Source organism: Rufibacter roseus (assembly GCF_001647285.1).
GTDB classification, from domain to species: Bacteria; Bacteroidota; Bacteroidia; order Cytophagales; family Hymenobacteraceae; genus Nibribacter; species Nibribacter roseus.
On record NZ_LRML01000005.1, the window covers coordinates 92,519 to 108,053 of the forward strand.

At 45.2% G+C, this 15,535-nt stretch carries 13 protein-coding genes; 4 read left to right on the top strand and 9 right to left on the bottom strand.

The window, feature by feature from the left end:
* The first annotated feature begins 48 nt into the window (after positions 1–48).
* Positions 49–618: a hypothetical protein gene (locus A8O23_RS08850; RefSeq protein ID WP_066619791.1), complete on the top strand. Its 570-nt coding sequence runs from the start codon at positions 49–51 to the stop codon at positions 616–618.
* Positions 619–683: 65 nt separating this feature from the next.
* On the opposite strand, the gene A8O23_RS08855 is transcribed toward A8O23_RS08850, so the two are convergent.
* The 5 genes from A8O23_RS08855 to era all read right to left on the bottom strand — a co-directional run bounded on the left by A8O23_RS08855 (position 684) and on the right by era (position 4,060).
* Positions 684–866, bottom strand: coding sequence for a hypothetical protein (locus A8O23_RS08855; RefSeq protein ID WP_066619794.1), 183 nt, complete (start codon positions 864–866; stop codon positions 684–686).
* 62 nt (positions 867–928) lie between these two features.
* Positions 929–1,123, bottom strand: a complete 195-nt coding sequence (locus A8O23_RS08860) for a hypothetical protein (protein ID WP_153042132.1) — start codon at positions 1,121–1,123, stop codon at positions 929–931.
* A 237-nt stretch (positions 1,124–1,360) separates the two neighbouring features.
* Positions 1,361–1,558, bottom strand: coding sequence for a hypothetical protein (locus tag A8O23_RS21430; protein WP_153042133.1), 198 nt, complete (start codon positions 1,556–1,558; stop codon positions 1,361–1,363).
* A gap of 113 nt (positions 1,559–1,671) precedes the next feature.
* A complete protein-coding gene (der, locus tag A8O23_RS08865; protein ID WP_066619800.1) occupies positions 1,672–2,985 on the bottom strand; it encodes a ribosome biogenesis GTPase Der in 1,314 nt (437 codons plus the stop codon).
* Positions 2,986–3,169: 184 nt separating this feature from the next.
* Entirely contained in the window at positions 3,170–4,060 is an 891-nt protein-coding gene (era, locus tag A8O23_RS08870) for a GTPase Era (protein WP_066619803.1), read from the bottom strand.
* Between the two features lie 243 nt (positions 4,061–4,303).
* On the opposite strand from era, the gene hemH reads away from it, so the two are divergent.
* Positions 4,304–5,332, top strand: coding sequence for a ferrochelatase (gene hemH, locus A8O23_RS08875; protein ID WP_066620409.1), 1,029 nt, complete (start codon positions 4,304–4,306; stop codon positions 5,330–5,332).
* Between the two features lie 137 nt (positions 5,333–5,469).
* On the opposite strand, the gene A8O23_RS08880 is transcribed toward hemH, so the two are convergent.
* Both A8O23_RS08880 and proS read right to left on the bottom strand, forming a co-directional pair.
* Entirely contained in the window at positions 5,470–6,051 is a 582-nt protein-coding gene (locus A8O23_RS08880; protein ID WP_066619805.1) for an LOG family protein, read from the bottom strand.
* Between the two features lie 406 nt (positions 6,052–6,457).
* Positions 6,458–7,936 (bottom strand): proline--tRNA ligase, encoded by a 1,479-nt coding sequence (proS, locus tag A8O23_RS08885; protein ID WP_066619808.1) that lies wholly within the window; start codon positions 7,934–7,936, stop codon positions 6,458–6,460.
* Between the two features lie 203 nt (positions 7,937–8,139).
* Here proS and A8O23_RS08890 point away from each other — a divergent pair, with 203 nt between their 5' ends.
* The gene (locus tag A8O23_RS08890; RefSeq protein ID WP_066619811.1) at positions 8,140–9,246 is read left to right on the top strand and encodes a hypothetical protein; all 1,107 of its coding nucleotides are present in this window, start codon (positions 8,140–8,142) and stop codon (positions 9,244–9,246) included.
* 23 nt (positions 9,247–9,269) lie between these two features.
* Positions 9,270–10,754, top strand: coding sequence for an OmpP1/FadL family transporter (locus tag A8O23_RS08895; RefSeq protein ID WP_066619817.1), 1,485 nt, complete (start codon positions 9,270–9,272; stop codon positions 10,752–10,754).
* Between the two features lie 128 nt (positions 10,755–10,882).
* Here A8O23_RS08895 and A8O23_RS08900 read toward each other — a convergent pair whose 3' ends face one another.
* A complete protein-coding gene (locus A8O23_RS08900; RefSeq protein WP_082882967.1) occupies positions 10,883–11,626 on the bottom strand; it encodes a tetratricopeptide repeat protein in 744 nt (247 codons plus the stop codon).
* A 46-nt stretch (positions 11,627–11,672) separates the two neighbouring features.
* Positions 11,673–15,530 carry a DUF7619 domain-containing protein gene (locus tag A8O23_RS08905; RefSeq protein ID WP_066619824.1) on the bottom strand — a complete coding sequence of 1,286 codons (3,858 nt, stop codon included), beginning with the start codon at positions 15,528–15,530 and terminating at the stop codon, positions 11,673–11,675.
* Positions 15,531–15,535 lie beyond the last annotated feature (5 nt).

Below are 15,535 nucleotides of genomic sequence, written 5' to 3' on the forward strand. Positions count from 1 at the left end.
TTCAAAGCTGTTTATCCGTTAGCTTTTTCTGCGGCCAACCTTTTTGCTATGCACACCATTGAACCTTTTTACAACTGGATTGAAGCTTATTCCGCCTCTGAAGACGAACGTTCTCCGCTGTACGGAGCAGAGAACAACGAGTCTCAATACACCCATACCATTTACGGCTATTACATACACCCCCAGTGGGATGATATAGACTCTGAAACGCTGTTCCTGAAGATACTGTACGCAGACTACAATGAAGGCTACGCGGTCATTGAACTGATTGGTGAGTGGAATGACACTATCAACAACGATATCATGACCTTAAAGCGCAACATTCTGGACTTGATGATTGGCGAGGGCATCAACCACTATATTCTCATAGGCGAGAACGTCTTCAACTTTCATGGCTCAGATGACGCCTATTATGAAGAGTGGTTTGATGACGTGGAAGACGGCTGGATCGCTGGCTTAGGCTTTCAGGACTTTGTGGTGCAGGAGATGCAACAGTATCACCTGGATTACTACATTAATTTCGGGGGCCATCTAGACAAGATTCCGTGGCGCACCCTAACCCCTCCCCAGCTTTTTCAAATTGTAAACAGTTTTATTCAGCGGCGGCTGGGGGCTTAATCTTAACTATGCTTACATTTTAGGCAAACAAAAAGGGGAGACGGTTAACCGTCTCCCCTTTTTGTTTAGGCGTCGTTATCATCAACGGCCTCTCGGGTTTCATCTTCCACTTCATCAGCGGCGTCTTCCACGTCATCTCCTACTTCCTCTACATTTTCTCCAGTGTTCTCCTCTCTGTTCGATTCACAAGAGGTGGCGAATGTCATCATGCCGGCCGCTAACGCGAAAACAAAAAATGTCTTTTTCATAGTTTTATTTTAGTACTAACAGGTGTTACAAATTCAAAGTAAGGTAAAAGCAAAGGTTGCTTTTATTCAGGATCGGCTTTGTCTACGCTATCTTTTACTGCTCGGGCTTGTCTTGCCAACGCAGTGTCGCCCGCCATTTCGGCATGCAGTTCTACTTTTTCAGCCTGATCCTCCATGTGGTTCTCGGTTTTAGAGTCGCAGAAAGTAAGCGTTGTAGCACTTGCTATTATTGCCACCCCACAAAATAACTTTTTCATAGTTCTATCTTGTTCAATGCAAAAAAACTCTATCTCAAAGCCTCGCAATTGGTTTCCACCAGTTCTTGCAAAGGCACATTTTAAGATATTAGCCTATTGTACGCAAGTATGGAAGAATAGATATATAGCCTCTTAAAGTATACCAGCTTTTCGTTCAAGCCAGACCAGATTGAATAAAAAAAAAGCGCGGACCGCTGTAACAACAGCAGCCCGCGCTTCATTAAAATAAAGTTATACCTATTGGTTATCTACTGAATCAGTAGCCAAGGTATCAACTGCGGCACCAACAGTGTCTAATGGTGATGCCGTGGTTTCTGCAATATCAGTAGCGTTGGTAGAAACATCTGTCTTAGGCGTTTCCTCAGCTTTCTTGGCATCACAGGCAAAGCACATCGTTAAACCAGCCACTGCTAATAATGACACAAAATTTCTCATGGTAATAAAGGGTATTAGGTAAGGGGAGTCAACCAGACTATCAGCTCCTGCTAAAAATCTTTCTCTCAAATTAATCTGAAGAGCTTAAAAGCAGAGCCACAAAAATTGGGCTATTACTTCTTTCTGAACACTAAGTTAATAGGCACACCTTCAAATCCAAAATGTTCGCGCATTCGGTTCTCTAAAAACCGAACATAAGAGTCTTTTATGTACTGCGGAAGATTACAGAAAAACGCGAATGTAGGCGTGTGCGTGGGTAATTGCGTGACATACTTTATTTTCACGAATTTACCTTTGATAGCGGGTGGCGGATACCGTTCAATCTCCTTCAGCATCACCTCGTTCAGTTTAGAGGTAGAGACTTTCATGGTCTTGTTCTCATATACCTGAATAGCTGTTTCAATTGCCTTGTGCACCCGCTGTTTGTTCAGCACCGATATGAAAACAATTGGCGGATAGGCAATAGGGGCAATACGCTCATAGATGGCATTCTCCATATCACGCATGGTGTTGGTTTCTTTCTCCACCAAGTCCCACTTGTTTACCAGTATCACCAAACCCTTCCGGTTCTTATCAGCTAAGCCAATGATGTTCATGTCTTGGGCCTCTATGCCACGGGTAGCGTCCAGCATTACAATCACCACATCACTTTCCTCCAGCGCTCTAATAGAACGAAGCACCGAATAGAACTCAATGTCTTCATGCACTTTGCTTTTCTTCCGGAGCCCGGCGGTGTCAACAATGATGAACTCCTGCCCAAACGCGTTGTAGTGCGAGTGAATGGAGTCACGGGTGGTGCCGGAAATGTCTGTTACTATGTTGCGCTCTTCGCCCAATAGCAGGTTCACAAAAGAAGATTTCCCAACGTTAGGTCTACCTACCACGGCAATGCGCGGTATGCCAGCCTCAGGGTTTTCAATGCCTTCCTCAGGGAAATGCTTTACTACCTCATCTAACAACTCACCGGTACCAGAACCGTTTTGGCTGGAGACAGGGAAAATTTCGCCTTCAAAGCCCAACGCATAAAACTCACCAGCCAGGTGGCCGCGGGCATGGGTATCTGCTTTGTTGGCAACAATGTAAATAGGTTTGTCAGAGCGGCGCAGCACATCGGCAAACTCTTGGTCTAAACCAGTAATGCCCATTTCTACGTCTACCATAAACAGAATCACATCTGCTTCTTTGATAGCCAATTCTACTTGTTTCCGGATTTCCTCTTCAAAGATATCATCAGAGCCGCGCACGTAGCCACCAGTGTCAATAACGGTGAAGTACTTGCCAATCCACTCGCCGTGTCCGTAGTGGCGGTCGCGGGTAACGCCGCTTTCGTTGTCCATGATAGCCTTGCGCTGGCCCACCAGACGGTTAAATAAAGTGGACTTGCCCACGTTTGGGCGTCCTACAATGGCGATGGTATTATTTGCCATACAAATTTGAATGTGCGTTTTGAGGCTCCTTTTCGGGAATCGCTCCCAAAACGCGGGTTAAACCTGCGGTATCACCTCCTTGGCGCCGCTAGGGTACTTTTTAGACACAAGATGTAAGACCTAAGATTCAAGACTTCTCTTAGTATGATTTTGTCTTGTGTCTTATGTCTTGAGTCTTGTGTCTCTATAAACTATTATATCCGAACCTATCCAGCAGGCGTTTGTCGGTGCGCCAGTTTTCGTTTACGCGCACGTAGAGGTCCAGAAACACTTTTTTCTGAAAGAACTCTTCCATGTCTAAGCGCGCTTGAGTGCCTACTTTTTTAAGGGCGGCTCCTTTGTCGCCGATGACAATGCCTTTCTGGCTTTTGCGCTCTACGCTGATCTCAGCGCGCATTCTAATGATGGTTTCGTCTTCCTTAAATTCCTCAATCACTACTTCGCAGCTGTAAGGAATTTCTTTTTTATAGTTCAGGAAGATTTTCTCGCGTATCATCTCGGCCGCAAAGAAACGCTCGGGCTTGTCGGTTAGTTCATCTTTGGGATAATAAGCTGGGTGCTCCGGCATCAGGTCCAGAATTTTCTGGAATACACCGGGTATGCCTTGGTTGTGCAGCGCCGAGATGGGCAGATATTCCTGCGCCGGAAGTTGCTCTTTCCAATAGTCAATTTTGGCCTCTACTTCTTCCTGGGTGGCCTGGTCAATTTTATTGATGAGCAGCAGAATGGGAGATTTGGCTTTGCGCAAGCGCTCCACCACTTCGCTCTCATCGTGCTTCTCGTAAATATCAGTGACAAAGAGAATGACATCGGCATCTTCCAGCGAGGCATGCACAAAACGCATCATAGACTCATGCAGCTCGTACTGGGGCTGTATAATGCCGGGCGTATCTGAGTAAACAACCTGAAAATCGTCGCCGTTCAGAATGCCCATGATGCGGTGGCGGGTGGTTTGGGCTTTGGAGGTAATAATGGAGAGTTTCTCGCCCACCATCACGTTCATCAGGGTGCTCTTGCCAACGTTTGGCTTCCCGATGATGCTTACAAACCCTGCTTTATGCGGCTTCTCTGCCATTTATTTTTCCTCTTTTGAAACAATTTGCAAAGGTAACGCTTTTTAATGAGTTATGGATCAGGAGCTCAAAAGACAGCTTTTGTTCTTACGGCGGAAGATAGGATCTGTTTCTGGCCTGTTTTCATGAAAACAGGCCAGAAACAGAAATAAACGAGAATCATTTTGTGCAGTGACTTTTATCATATCACCGCCCAATGACCAATGCCTTTCAATTCCGTATCTTTGCAATTCAATTACATGCTTATGACAAGTGGAGCCACTGGCAAAACCGGAGTATTATTAGTGAACCTGGGCACCCCAGATTCACCAAGCGTACCGCACGTACGCAAATATTTGAGAGAGTTTCTATTAGACAAGCGGGTGTTGGATATTCCTGCGCCTAACCGATACATGTTGGTGAACGGGATTATTGCCCCGTTCCGCGCCCCAAAGTCTGCCAAAGTATACAGGGAACTTTGGACTGAGCGCGGCTCTCCTCTGCTGTATCACGGTCTGGATTTGCAGAAACTGGTACAGGAAAAACTGGGCAAGAGTTACCACGTGGCCTTTGGTATGCGCTACCAGAGCCCCAGCATAGAAAGTGCCTTGCAAGAACTACAAGACAAGGTGGTTGACCGCATAATTGTGTTGCCTCTGTTTCCGCAGTATGCCTCGGCCAGTACGGGTTCAGTGCAAGAGAAGGTGATGGAACTGGTGAGCAAATGGGAAGTAATTCCGGACTTAAAGTTCATCAGCACGTTCTGCAACCACCCCGGCTTTATTGGCACCTTTGCCGAAATTGCCCGCCAGCACATGGCCAAGCGCGATTATGATCATGTTGTGTTCAGCTACCACGGCCTGCCAGAGCGACAAATTTTGAAGGCCAGCACCAAGGGCTATTGCCAATTGGGCGCTTGCTGCAATACATACCACAGCCGCAACCGTTACTGTTACCGTGCCCAATGCTTTGAGACATCACGTCAATTGGCCAAAGCGCTGAACATTCCGGAAGATAAATATACCGTTTCGTTTCAATCGCGCTTGGGCAAAGACCCTTGGCTGAAACCTTACACTGATTTTATTTTGAAAGATTTGGCCGCCGCCGGCGTGAAGAGTGTTCTAGCCTTTAGCCCCGCCTTTGTGGCCGACTGCCTTGAAACCACTATTGAGGTGGGTCAGGAATTCAAAGAGGAATTTGAAGCCGCCGGAGGAGAACATTGGCAACTGGTGGAAAGCTTGAACACGCACCCTATGTGGGTAGAAGCCGTGACGCAGATGGTGCAGGAAGCTTAACTATTAGACACAAGACGTAAGATTTAAGACACAAGCATTCATAAAAGAGAGAAGCCCCGGCTGTTGCCGGGGCTTCTCTCTTTTATGAATGCTGTTTTCGGCCTGTTTTTTTGAAAAAGATGCCGAAAACAAAAAAATTAAATCCGCCGGAAGTCTACCCAATCTTCTGAGACAGTAGCAGCTTTCTGGAGCAACTGTTCTAAGAGGTTTTCGCCTTGGTCGGCAACCAACACATTGGCACGCTGCCCTGGCTTCAGAAAACCTTCTGCTACTGCGTGGTCTAGCATTTGCAGGAACGGATTGAAGTAGCCGTTCACGTTGAAGAGCGCGAATGGCTTTTGGATAATACGTATCTGGTTCCACGTCACTATCTCGCAGAATTCATCAAACGTCCCGAAGCCGCCTGGCATGGCAATAAACGCATCAGACTCTGCGGCCATCAAGGCTTTGCGTTCGTGCATGGTTTGCACCACGTGCAGTTTGGTCAGTCCGGTATGCGCTACTTCCATGTCTACCAAGCTCTGCGGAATTACGCCTACCGCCTCGCCGCCACCGGCTAAAACCGCATCGGCAATCACGCCCATTAAACCCACTTTACCGCCGCCATACACCAGCCTAATGCCTTTTAGGGCAAACAATGTACCTAAGGTATGCGCAGCCTCACGGTAAACAGGATTATGGCCGCTCTGGGCGCCGCAGAAAATAGCAATACTTTTCATGTGGAACAGGTAAAGAAGTAGAAATACAAAGATACAAAAGCTCAGCAGGTTCAATTCTCCGTCTTCCTTCTGTTTTTGACCTGTTTTCAGAAAAACAAGTTAAAAACGCAGCGTCGTTACCCTGCAACGACACCACCTCTACACCTCCTACCGCAAGTTTAGCGCTAGCGTAACTTGTGGTTCATTTGGAGAAAGTTTTAAAACTTTCATGGCTTCCGATACGCAAGTTGAAAACTTGCGCCATGCTAGCTCCAAGTTGAAACCTTGAAGCAGGGACTTTCTGTTTTCAGTCTGTTTTTCAGAAAACAGACTGAAAACAGAAACGGGAGCCACAACCGCAGCTCCCGTCTTTTATTTAAAACGAAGGAGATTTTTTCACATCTCCTCAATTCCAAATCATTTAATTCTAATAAGCTCTGGCAAAGTACACTCTACGTTTAGATGGCTGACCGGTCACCATATCCACACCGTCTTCCTCTGGGGTATCTAAGGCAATACAACGGATGGTGGCTTTGGTTTCCTCCTTAATTCGCTCTTCAGTTTCTGGCGTGCCGTCCCAGTGGGCTAAGATAAAACCAGGCTTCTCGTCCAGAATACGCTTGAACTCGTCGTAAGAATCAACTTTGGTGGTGTTGGCTTCTCTAAAATTCAGCGCTTTCTGGAAGATATTTTCCTGTATCTCGTCCAGCAGCGCTGGCACCAGATTCACCAGGTCATCAAACTGCTGCGAAGATTTTTCTTTGGTGTCGCGGCGGGCTACTTCGGCGGTGCCGTTTTCTAGATCACGACCACCAATGGCGATACGAACTGGTACTCCTTTCAGCTCCCACTCGGCAAACTTGAAGCCGGGACGCTCAGTATCGCGGTTATCATATTTCACTGAAATACCTTTAGCTTCCAGCTGCTTCTTCAGAGCCAGTACTTTCTCGGAGATTTGCGCCAGTTGCTCTTCACCTTTGTAGATGGGTACAATCACCACCTGAATTGGGGCCAATTTTGGAGGAAGCACCAAGCCTTCATCATCAGAATGCGCCATGACCAGAGCACCCATCAAACGGGTACTCACGCCCCATGAAGTTCCCCATACATATTCCAACCCACCTTCTTTGGTGGCAAACTTCACGTCAAACGCCTCGGCAAAGTTCTGGCCCAGAAAGTGAGACGTACCAGCCTGCAATGCCTTACCATCTTGCATCAAGCCTTCAATGCAGTACGTGTCCAGAGCCCCGGCAAAACGTTCATTCGGGGTTTTCTTGCCACGCACCACCGGCAAGGCTAAAAAGTTCTCGGCAAAGTCAGCATATACGTGCAGCATCTGCTCTGTTTCGGCAATAGCCTCCTGGGCGGTGGCGTGGGCAGTGTGGCCTTCTTGCCATAAGAATTCCGCCGTGCGCAAAAACAGGCGGGTACGCATTTCCCAGCGCACTACGTTAGCCCACTGGTTTATGAGCAAGGGCAGGTCACGGTAGCTCTGAATCCAACCTTTGTAGGTGTTCCAGATAATGGCTTCTGAAGTAGGGCGCACAATCAATTCCTCTTCCAGACGGGCATTAGGGTCTACGCGAAGCTTACCTGGCTTGTCAGGATCATTTTGCAGGCGGTAATGGGTAACCACGGCGCATTCTTTGGCAAAGCCCTCGGCGTTCTGCTCTTCGGCCTCAAATAAACTTTTGGGCACAAATAGGGGAAAATATGCGTTAGAGTGTCCTGTAGCTTTAAACATATCATCTAATATGCGCTGCATCTTCTCCCAAATGGCATATCCGTATGGTTTGATGACCATACAGCCCCGAACGGCAGAGTTCTCTGCCAAACCGGCCTTTTTCACTAATTCATTGTACCACAGCGAATAATCCTCGCTCCGTTTTGGCAACCCTTTGCTCATTTTTTGTATCTTTGATAAAGAGGAATATATAAGAAACTCAATAGAAGCGGCACAGAATTTGCTTGTTAATAATTTAAACAGAACTATACCTTTTCGGCTCAAAAATACGTTAATATATCATAATAGAAACGTTGGCGAACCGGATACTCGTGTAACTGGCTGCGTGAACTGATTTGGCATCCCTAACCAACAACTCAACACACATGAATAATTATATAAAAAAACTGTACTTGTTGCCTCTGCTGGGCTTTTTAACGGCAGGCTGCAGTACATCTTCTTATTTACAGAGCAGTGAGGTAGATGACGTTTACTTTTCTTCTTCAGATAAAGTAACCTACTCAGAACCTGAATATGCTCCTGCGTCAGAAGAGGTACAATTGGCCGACGGCAGCTATTCTGAAAACATTGAAGGGCGCGTAAGTGACCCGGAAACGTACGCAGAGCGCCGCGAGCGCACTCCTTACCAATATTCTTATTACGACGCTCCTTTCGGAAACCCGTTTTACGCTTATCATGATCCTTTCTACTTCCCTGGGCGCTACTACTCAAGAGCGGCCATGATGAGTCCTTGGATAGACCCATGGTATGATCCTTTCTATGGCCCAAGCATGGCTATGATGTATGATCCATTCTGGCCACGCTATGGCACCGGAATGTCAGTATCAATTGGCATTGGCTGGGGACGCGCTTACAACCCTTGGGGCTACGGCTACGGCATGTATAACCCTTACCGTTATGGCGGCTATTATGGCGGAGGTTACTACGGAGGCTTCAACGACTTTTACAGAAGCCCAGTTGCAGCACGCAGAGTGCATTATGCACCTAGAAATGACAGAGGCTCTAATGTGAGCCATAACCCTAATATCTCAAGAGACGGACGCAACAGTGTAATTGCAAACGAAGGAAGAAGGTCAAGGTCTGGCAACACCAGCTCACCAGGGCAAGTAAACAGGCCAAGAAGCACCGCAGGTCAGGCTTATCCGGAGGGGACTTCTACTCAGCCAGCGCGTACCAGAAGAAGCACTATCTCTCCAGCTCCGGCCAGAAGCAGGGAAGTGATCCAGCCTAGCCGCTCAAGCGGAGGGTCTTCTACCCCGCCACCAACCAGACGCAGAAGAGATTCGCCAAGTGCCGCTTCTTCACGCTCTGAAACAAGACAGCCTACTCCGCCACGTTCATCTTATGAGCCTAGCCGCTCGTCTTATGAACCAAGCCGGTCTACTTACTCTCCACCCGCTTCTTCTGGCAGCAGCGGAAGAAGCTCTGGCTCTAGTTCAGGGTCAAGCTCCGGTCGTCGGGGCAGAAACTAAACCTACCACCTTCTCAATCTAACATGAAACGATATAGCTTTCTTTTGGCCTGCCTGGCGTTGCTAGGCAGTGCCGGGAAGGGCTTTGCCCAAAATGAGGTAGATGTCCTTCGGTATTCTAGAACCGATTTTGGCGGCACCGCCCGCACTATGGGTTTTGGCGGTGCTAACGTAGCCTTGGGCGGCGATGCTACTTCCATTCATTCAAACCCTGCCGGCTTAGGCTTGTTCCGCCGCTCAGAGATTACAGTCTCTGCAGGTATCAACTTCAATGAGATCAACAGTGAGGTGTATGGCACTTCTGCCATGAACAGCCGTAACAACCTTAATATTCCATCTTTTACAGCGGTTTTCTCTAATCGCAAAGCCGATGAAGACGAAGGTGACTGGCGCGGCGGCTCCTTTGGAGTTTCCTTTAACCGCATCAATAACTTCAACAGAAACCTCTTTTACCAAGGCACAGCTCCTGAAATGGGCATGCGCTTAGGTGAGTATGCTGCCCAACGGGCTAATGCCGTTGGCTTAACTTCAAACTCAATTCAAGAGCTAGCGTTTGAGACGTATCTGATTGATGAAGATGATTTAGGCTATTTCTCGCCTAATCTTAGCGTGACCAATCCTTTTCAGGAAACTATTCAATCAAGTGGGGCGCAGAACCAATGGGACTTCTCGTATGGCGCCAGCTATCGTGATAAGATCTTTGTGGGGGCGTCTTTGGGTTTAACCACTCTGAGGTATAAACACATCAGAAGATATTCAGAAACTAACCCTGCCTCTGATATTTCTGATCTTACCCTTAGAGACGAGTTGTTAACGGAAGGTTCAGGCATTAACTTAAAAGTAGGCGCTATTTTCAGGCCTTCTGATGCGTTACGCTTAGGCTTTAGTTTTCAAACACCTACTTGGCATACCCTCAACGACCGGTACAGCACTAGCTTAGCCGTTAATTTCACACAAGAGCCTGATGCCGGGGCTTCGCTGAATCAATATTGGGATACTGACCTAGGGGAGTATGAATATAGCTTGACCACCCCATTAAGAGCAAATGGCGGCGCGGCTGTTTTCTTTGGCAAAAACGGATTTATCACTGCTGATGTAGAATATGTTGACTACAGCAATGGAAAATTAAATGCCAATGATTATGCTTTCCCAAATGAAAACATGACTACTCGCAATACCTACCAAAGCGCTTTGAATTATCGTTTAGGTGGTGAGGCCCGTTTAGATGTTTTCAGACTTAGAGCCGGTTATGCCCTCTACGGTGATCCGTTCAGAGATAGTGAAATTAATCAGGCAAAAACCTTTTTAACCGGAGGTATTGGTTTACGCCAAGAAAATTATTTCATTGATGCAGCCATAGTATTCAGCAAGTACAATAGTGTGTACTCACCATATTCCAATGCTGAAATTAATGACCCTAACTCAGAGTACTATAACCTTACTACTCCAGTAGTCACCAGCAAGAACGAAAACACTAACTTCTTAGTCACTTTCGGCTGGAACTTCTAAATTATGTTTTGGTCTGTTTTTCTGAAAACAGACTAAAAACAGAAAAAGAAAGGCCGCCTCTGCTTCAGGGGCGGCCTTTCTTTTTTGTAAGATATAAAGAAGAAACTAATCCATTCTGCAAATTCTCTCTACTTACAGTGCTTCTTAAGAAGCTCATTCGCGCTTTCATCACCTAAGCTTAAAGCTTTCTGCCAATCAGCGCATGCATTAGGCACCATTTTTAGCTTATTATAGGTATTGCCTCGGCTTATATATCCAGCCGCATACTCTGTCAGCCCCTCAAAATATTCGTTGCCATTCAACACCACGTTGTAATCTTGCAGGGCACCTGTATGATCACCAGCAGCAGATCTTGCCAATCCACGGCGATAAAATGCTATTACATCTTCTGGAGTATTATCAATCACCACTGAAAAATCCTGAATGGCACCTGAGTAATCTTTCATGGCAAATTTGACTTCTCCACTCAAAAAATTACCGGCTACATGATCAGGATTTAACCGCAACAGCGTGGCCGCATCACCTTGTGCCGCTTGGTAATTTTTTAGATCATAGTTTAACTGTGCCCTTTCAAAATAAGCATTTTCGTTAGCCGGGTCTAATTCAATGGCTTTACTGAAATCTTGCTGTGCTCCTTGAAAATTCTCTTGCTCCAGTTTATTTCTGCCGCTTTCTATGAAAGAATCTGCTGTGCTTGCCTTCTTAGCGTCGTTCAAGTCAAATGTATCTGCTGCGGTATGTGAGGCAGAATCTTGAATTCCTTCTCCAGTATTACGCGCTACAGGCTTCTCCTCAACGTGAGGTCTCTTTGGAAGGCAGCTAGCTCCCATAAGGGCACATGTAAGAAAGAGTAGCGAAATTTTATGCTTCATAAATAAGCTAGCTTACAGATTTAAAAATTACTAACAGCAGCCAAGGCTACTGTTTTACAAATTTTGTTTTCAGCACCTCTTTCCCTATCTGCAGCTCCAACAGGTATACCCCAGGGGCAAGTGCCGATACTTGTAAAGAATTCTCTGATACAGTTAAGCCCTTGGGCATAGCAGCCTTTAGTATTGTCCTACCCACCATGTCTCTAATGATAAAGTTTACTTCACCAGTAGTATGCGAGACAAATTTTATAGTAAGAGCCTCCTGCACCGGGTTGGGGCTTATAGTCAGTAAAGATTGATCTACACGTACCTCATGTTCTATTTCGTCACTTCTGGACTCACAGCCGTTTGTATAGGTTTTTAGCCAATATCTTCCTGTATTCTGAGCAACTAGTTTTTGGCCTGTCTCCCCTGCTAAAGGGGCTCCGTTAAAATACCACTGATACGCATGGGCGGTCGGGGCAAATAGGGTATCTGCATTTACGGTGACAGCTACCTTACTTGGGTGGACTTTCACCGTTACAGCACTGGCTGGGCTCTCACACCCGTTTACTGTTTGTGAAGCGAAAAAAGTTGTGGTGGAGCTTACAATGGGCGTAAAGGAATTTCCAACTGCTAACTCCTGCTTCTTTTCTGCATCTTCATACCATTTAATGTTATTTCCGGTAGCTACCAGCGGCAACAGTGCTGCTCCTTCACATTGTAACCCCGGCTCTGCCACCTCTGGCGCTGGTGGTATTTGGTAACGGTTAATTTTCACCTGACTGGCTGATGTCTTTTTGCACAGAGTAATAACCCACTCCAGCACCGTTTCACCGTAACCAATGTTTCTAATCTCTGTAGTGGGGTTCTCCGGACTGACAATGGTAGCCTGCCCGCTTATCAACCGCCAGCGCCCAATGCCTTTTTCAGGAGCGTTGGCCTGTAGAGTTGCTATATTGGTTTCACACAGGCTTATGTCTGCCCCAGCCACAGCCGTTGCTGGAGTTTCTATACCGCAGTCATATACCACCACTGGCATAGGAGGAGCCAGAACGGTATCTCCTATAATGTTAAATACTTCATTTGTGATGATAGGGCTGTTGTAGTCAAAATAAATATCTGCCTTGTTAGTGATTACCGTTCCTTTAGGATTATCTAAATTCTGAGCGATGGAGAATTTCACAAACCCGTGGCTGCCCGGTTCATTCGTTTTATGATCAGGTAGATTGATGTTCCTGAACGTGAACGTGATCACAGGCTTCCCTTTGCCTGACACCGTATATGTAAAAGGATGCGAGGCCGAGCCAACTCTCAAGGAAGCGATATCTAAATTATCATTGATGGTGTCTTTGATGATAACATTATACGCCACATCGGTACCCGTATTCTGAAAACGCACCAAATATTCAAGATCCTGATTTTCTTTAATGTAGTGCCGCTGTGATATTCCCTGCGGACTTACCTGCTTGTCGTTGGGGTCATAGCTATCGGTAATGGGCAGGCAAGAGATGTCTGTCTCTGTATCGGCCTCATCCATATAAAAAGCATCTATGGGCAGCGGCAAGGCCATAGAGGGAAAATCAGGCGGAATGGATTTTGGCTGTAAACTCACCACTGGCTGGCTATTACCCGGGTGATGCGGCACCTGATCTGCCTCCAATCTTAACGTAGTGATTTGGGCTGGCACCTCCAGAGAAGTTGATGCTCCCGCTTCTAACTTTACCTTACCTCTCTTCACCAACGCTGCATTGGCATAAAGCCTATAAGTAGTACTGTCTGTCATGTCAGCGGCTCCTTCATTAGAGATGGTGAACGCAGCCACTTTTTCTTCCTCTATAAAATTGGCAGACAAAGTAACACTAGATTCGTCCCAACCTTGATTAGGAATTTCACAAGTGCTTTTTGGTGTAATGAAAGCCTGAATACACTGGCTTAACCCCCTAATGCCCTCATTTCCGCAGATGGTGGAATCTGCAATGGTAAAACTTAAACGGGCACCTGCCTTTAGGGTGCCTATATCAAATAGCAGGTCAGAACCTTGCCGGGCGGCCCAAGGTAGAGAACTGCTGATAGGTACTACATACTCTGGATAAATGACTTTAATTCTAACGTTGTGGGCATCGGCTGTGCCGTCATTTGCATACGTGACAACCGTGTTGCTGCGGAAGCAGCGGCGGCGGCGGTCAGTGGCAATATCTATAGAAACAACAGCACATTCCTTTAAGCTATAGCCAAAGTTCAAATTTGGAACTTCCAATTGACCACTATTTATATCAATATTAATACTTGGAAGGCAGCTTTGAGTAATTTGTGATTTTGAAGCAAGATCAACTAGAGGCGTGAGGCTGTAGTTTCCTGGCTCAAGCCTTACAGCAAACTCCCCACTTTCATTTGTCTTGGCATAATATGATCCGGGATCAATTTTAATTATTTTATTAGCAAGACCATTTTCTAAACTATCATTTAAACAATTAAAATTAATATCAAGAAATAACTTCCCGCTTATTTTTGTAGTTTCATTACCCGTATAGGATAAAGAATCCAGTACAGTACCTATAAAAATATCTCCCTTTCCTTTACTGTATTTAAATTTACCACTGTTATAGATCTCATCATAAAAAGTAAATCCCAATATGACTCCATTCTTATTTGGTGAATTACTCAAAACCGCATGCCTTTCTGCACCTACTCCTCCAAATATCTTAATTTCTTGTGCCTCTCCTTTACTATTGAGACTCAAAAGAAACACGCCCCCCTCTTGATTTTCGCTTAAATTTATTTCCTTACCTTTAAACCTATACAACCTATCAAATATGCCAGCTATATAAATATTTTCACCATCATGCAAAAATGATTCGGAAGTAGAATAACTTCCTTGATATGAAGTTACCCACTGAGGCGATCCTGAGGGATCAAATTTAACTAATACTTCTCCAAAGGTGTCTTTAACCTCAATATCCCCTATCATCCACGGACTGCTGTTTGTGTAATAACCTTGGGCTGACATGTAAACATTATCCTTCTCATCCAGAAAAACGTTCTTTATTATTCCATTTGATCTGAGTTGATAACTTTTTGCAAAAAAAGCTTTTCCATCAGTATCACTTTTAACTATAAATCTATCATAAACAGAACCATTGTAATCAGCCGCTGTTTTATTTTCAAGTATTAAACCCGAAAAATTCACAGTGTTCTTAAACCCTCCTATCGTAATAACATTACCTTTAGAATCAATAAAGATGTTGGTATATACTATGTCATTTTTAGATGAGGTTTGTACCCAAAGCAACTCTCCTACAGAGTTATACTTTGCAAAAAATTCAGTTCTGCCAACGACCTCTGTTTCATTAAACACGAAGTTTTCAATTTTTACTCCATCAAATTCCCCCACTACATACACATTCCCCTGCTTATCAACCACAATATTTCTACCTAATACATATTCAGAAGGCTTGTTAGGGTCTTTATAATTTTTACTCCATACTATATTCCCGTTTTTATCTAATTTATCTAAAATAAACCCATGGCTACTTGGCACATACCCTGTGACATATAAAAAGCCTTCATCATCAATTGTCATATCTATGAACCCTCTTTCGTACCCTCTGGAAAAAGTAGGAGTTTCATAAATCCATAGGACTTCGTTTTTACGATTGAATTTAGCAATGAAACCACCGACAATCTTTTGCTTCAAATCTCCAAATTCAACTTCCTCACCTGTATATTCAGGGAAACTTACATAGTTTGGGGAGCCTATTGAACCCATAACAAATCTGTTCCCTTCTTTATCATGCAAAATCTCCGTTATATAGTCATCATATTTCCCGCCAAAGGCTTGTATATTTTCAGCATACTGAGCCTTTATTGGACTTGAAAACAGCAGAACTAAGGATATTATAATTTTAAGTACAAAATATTTCATATAAT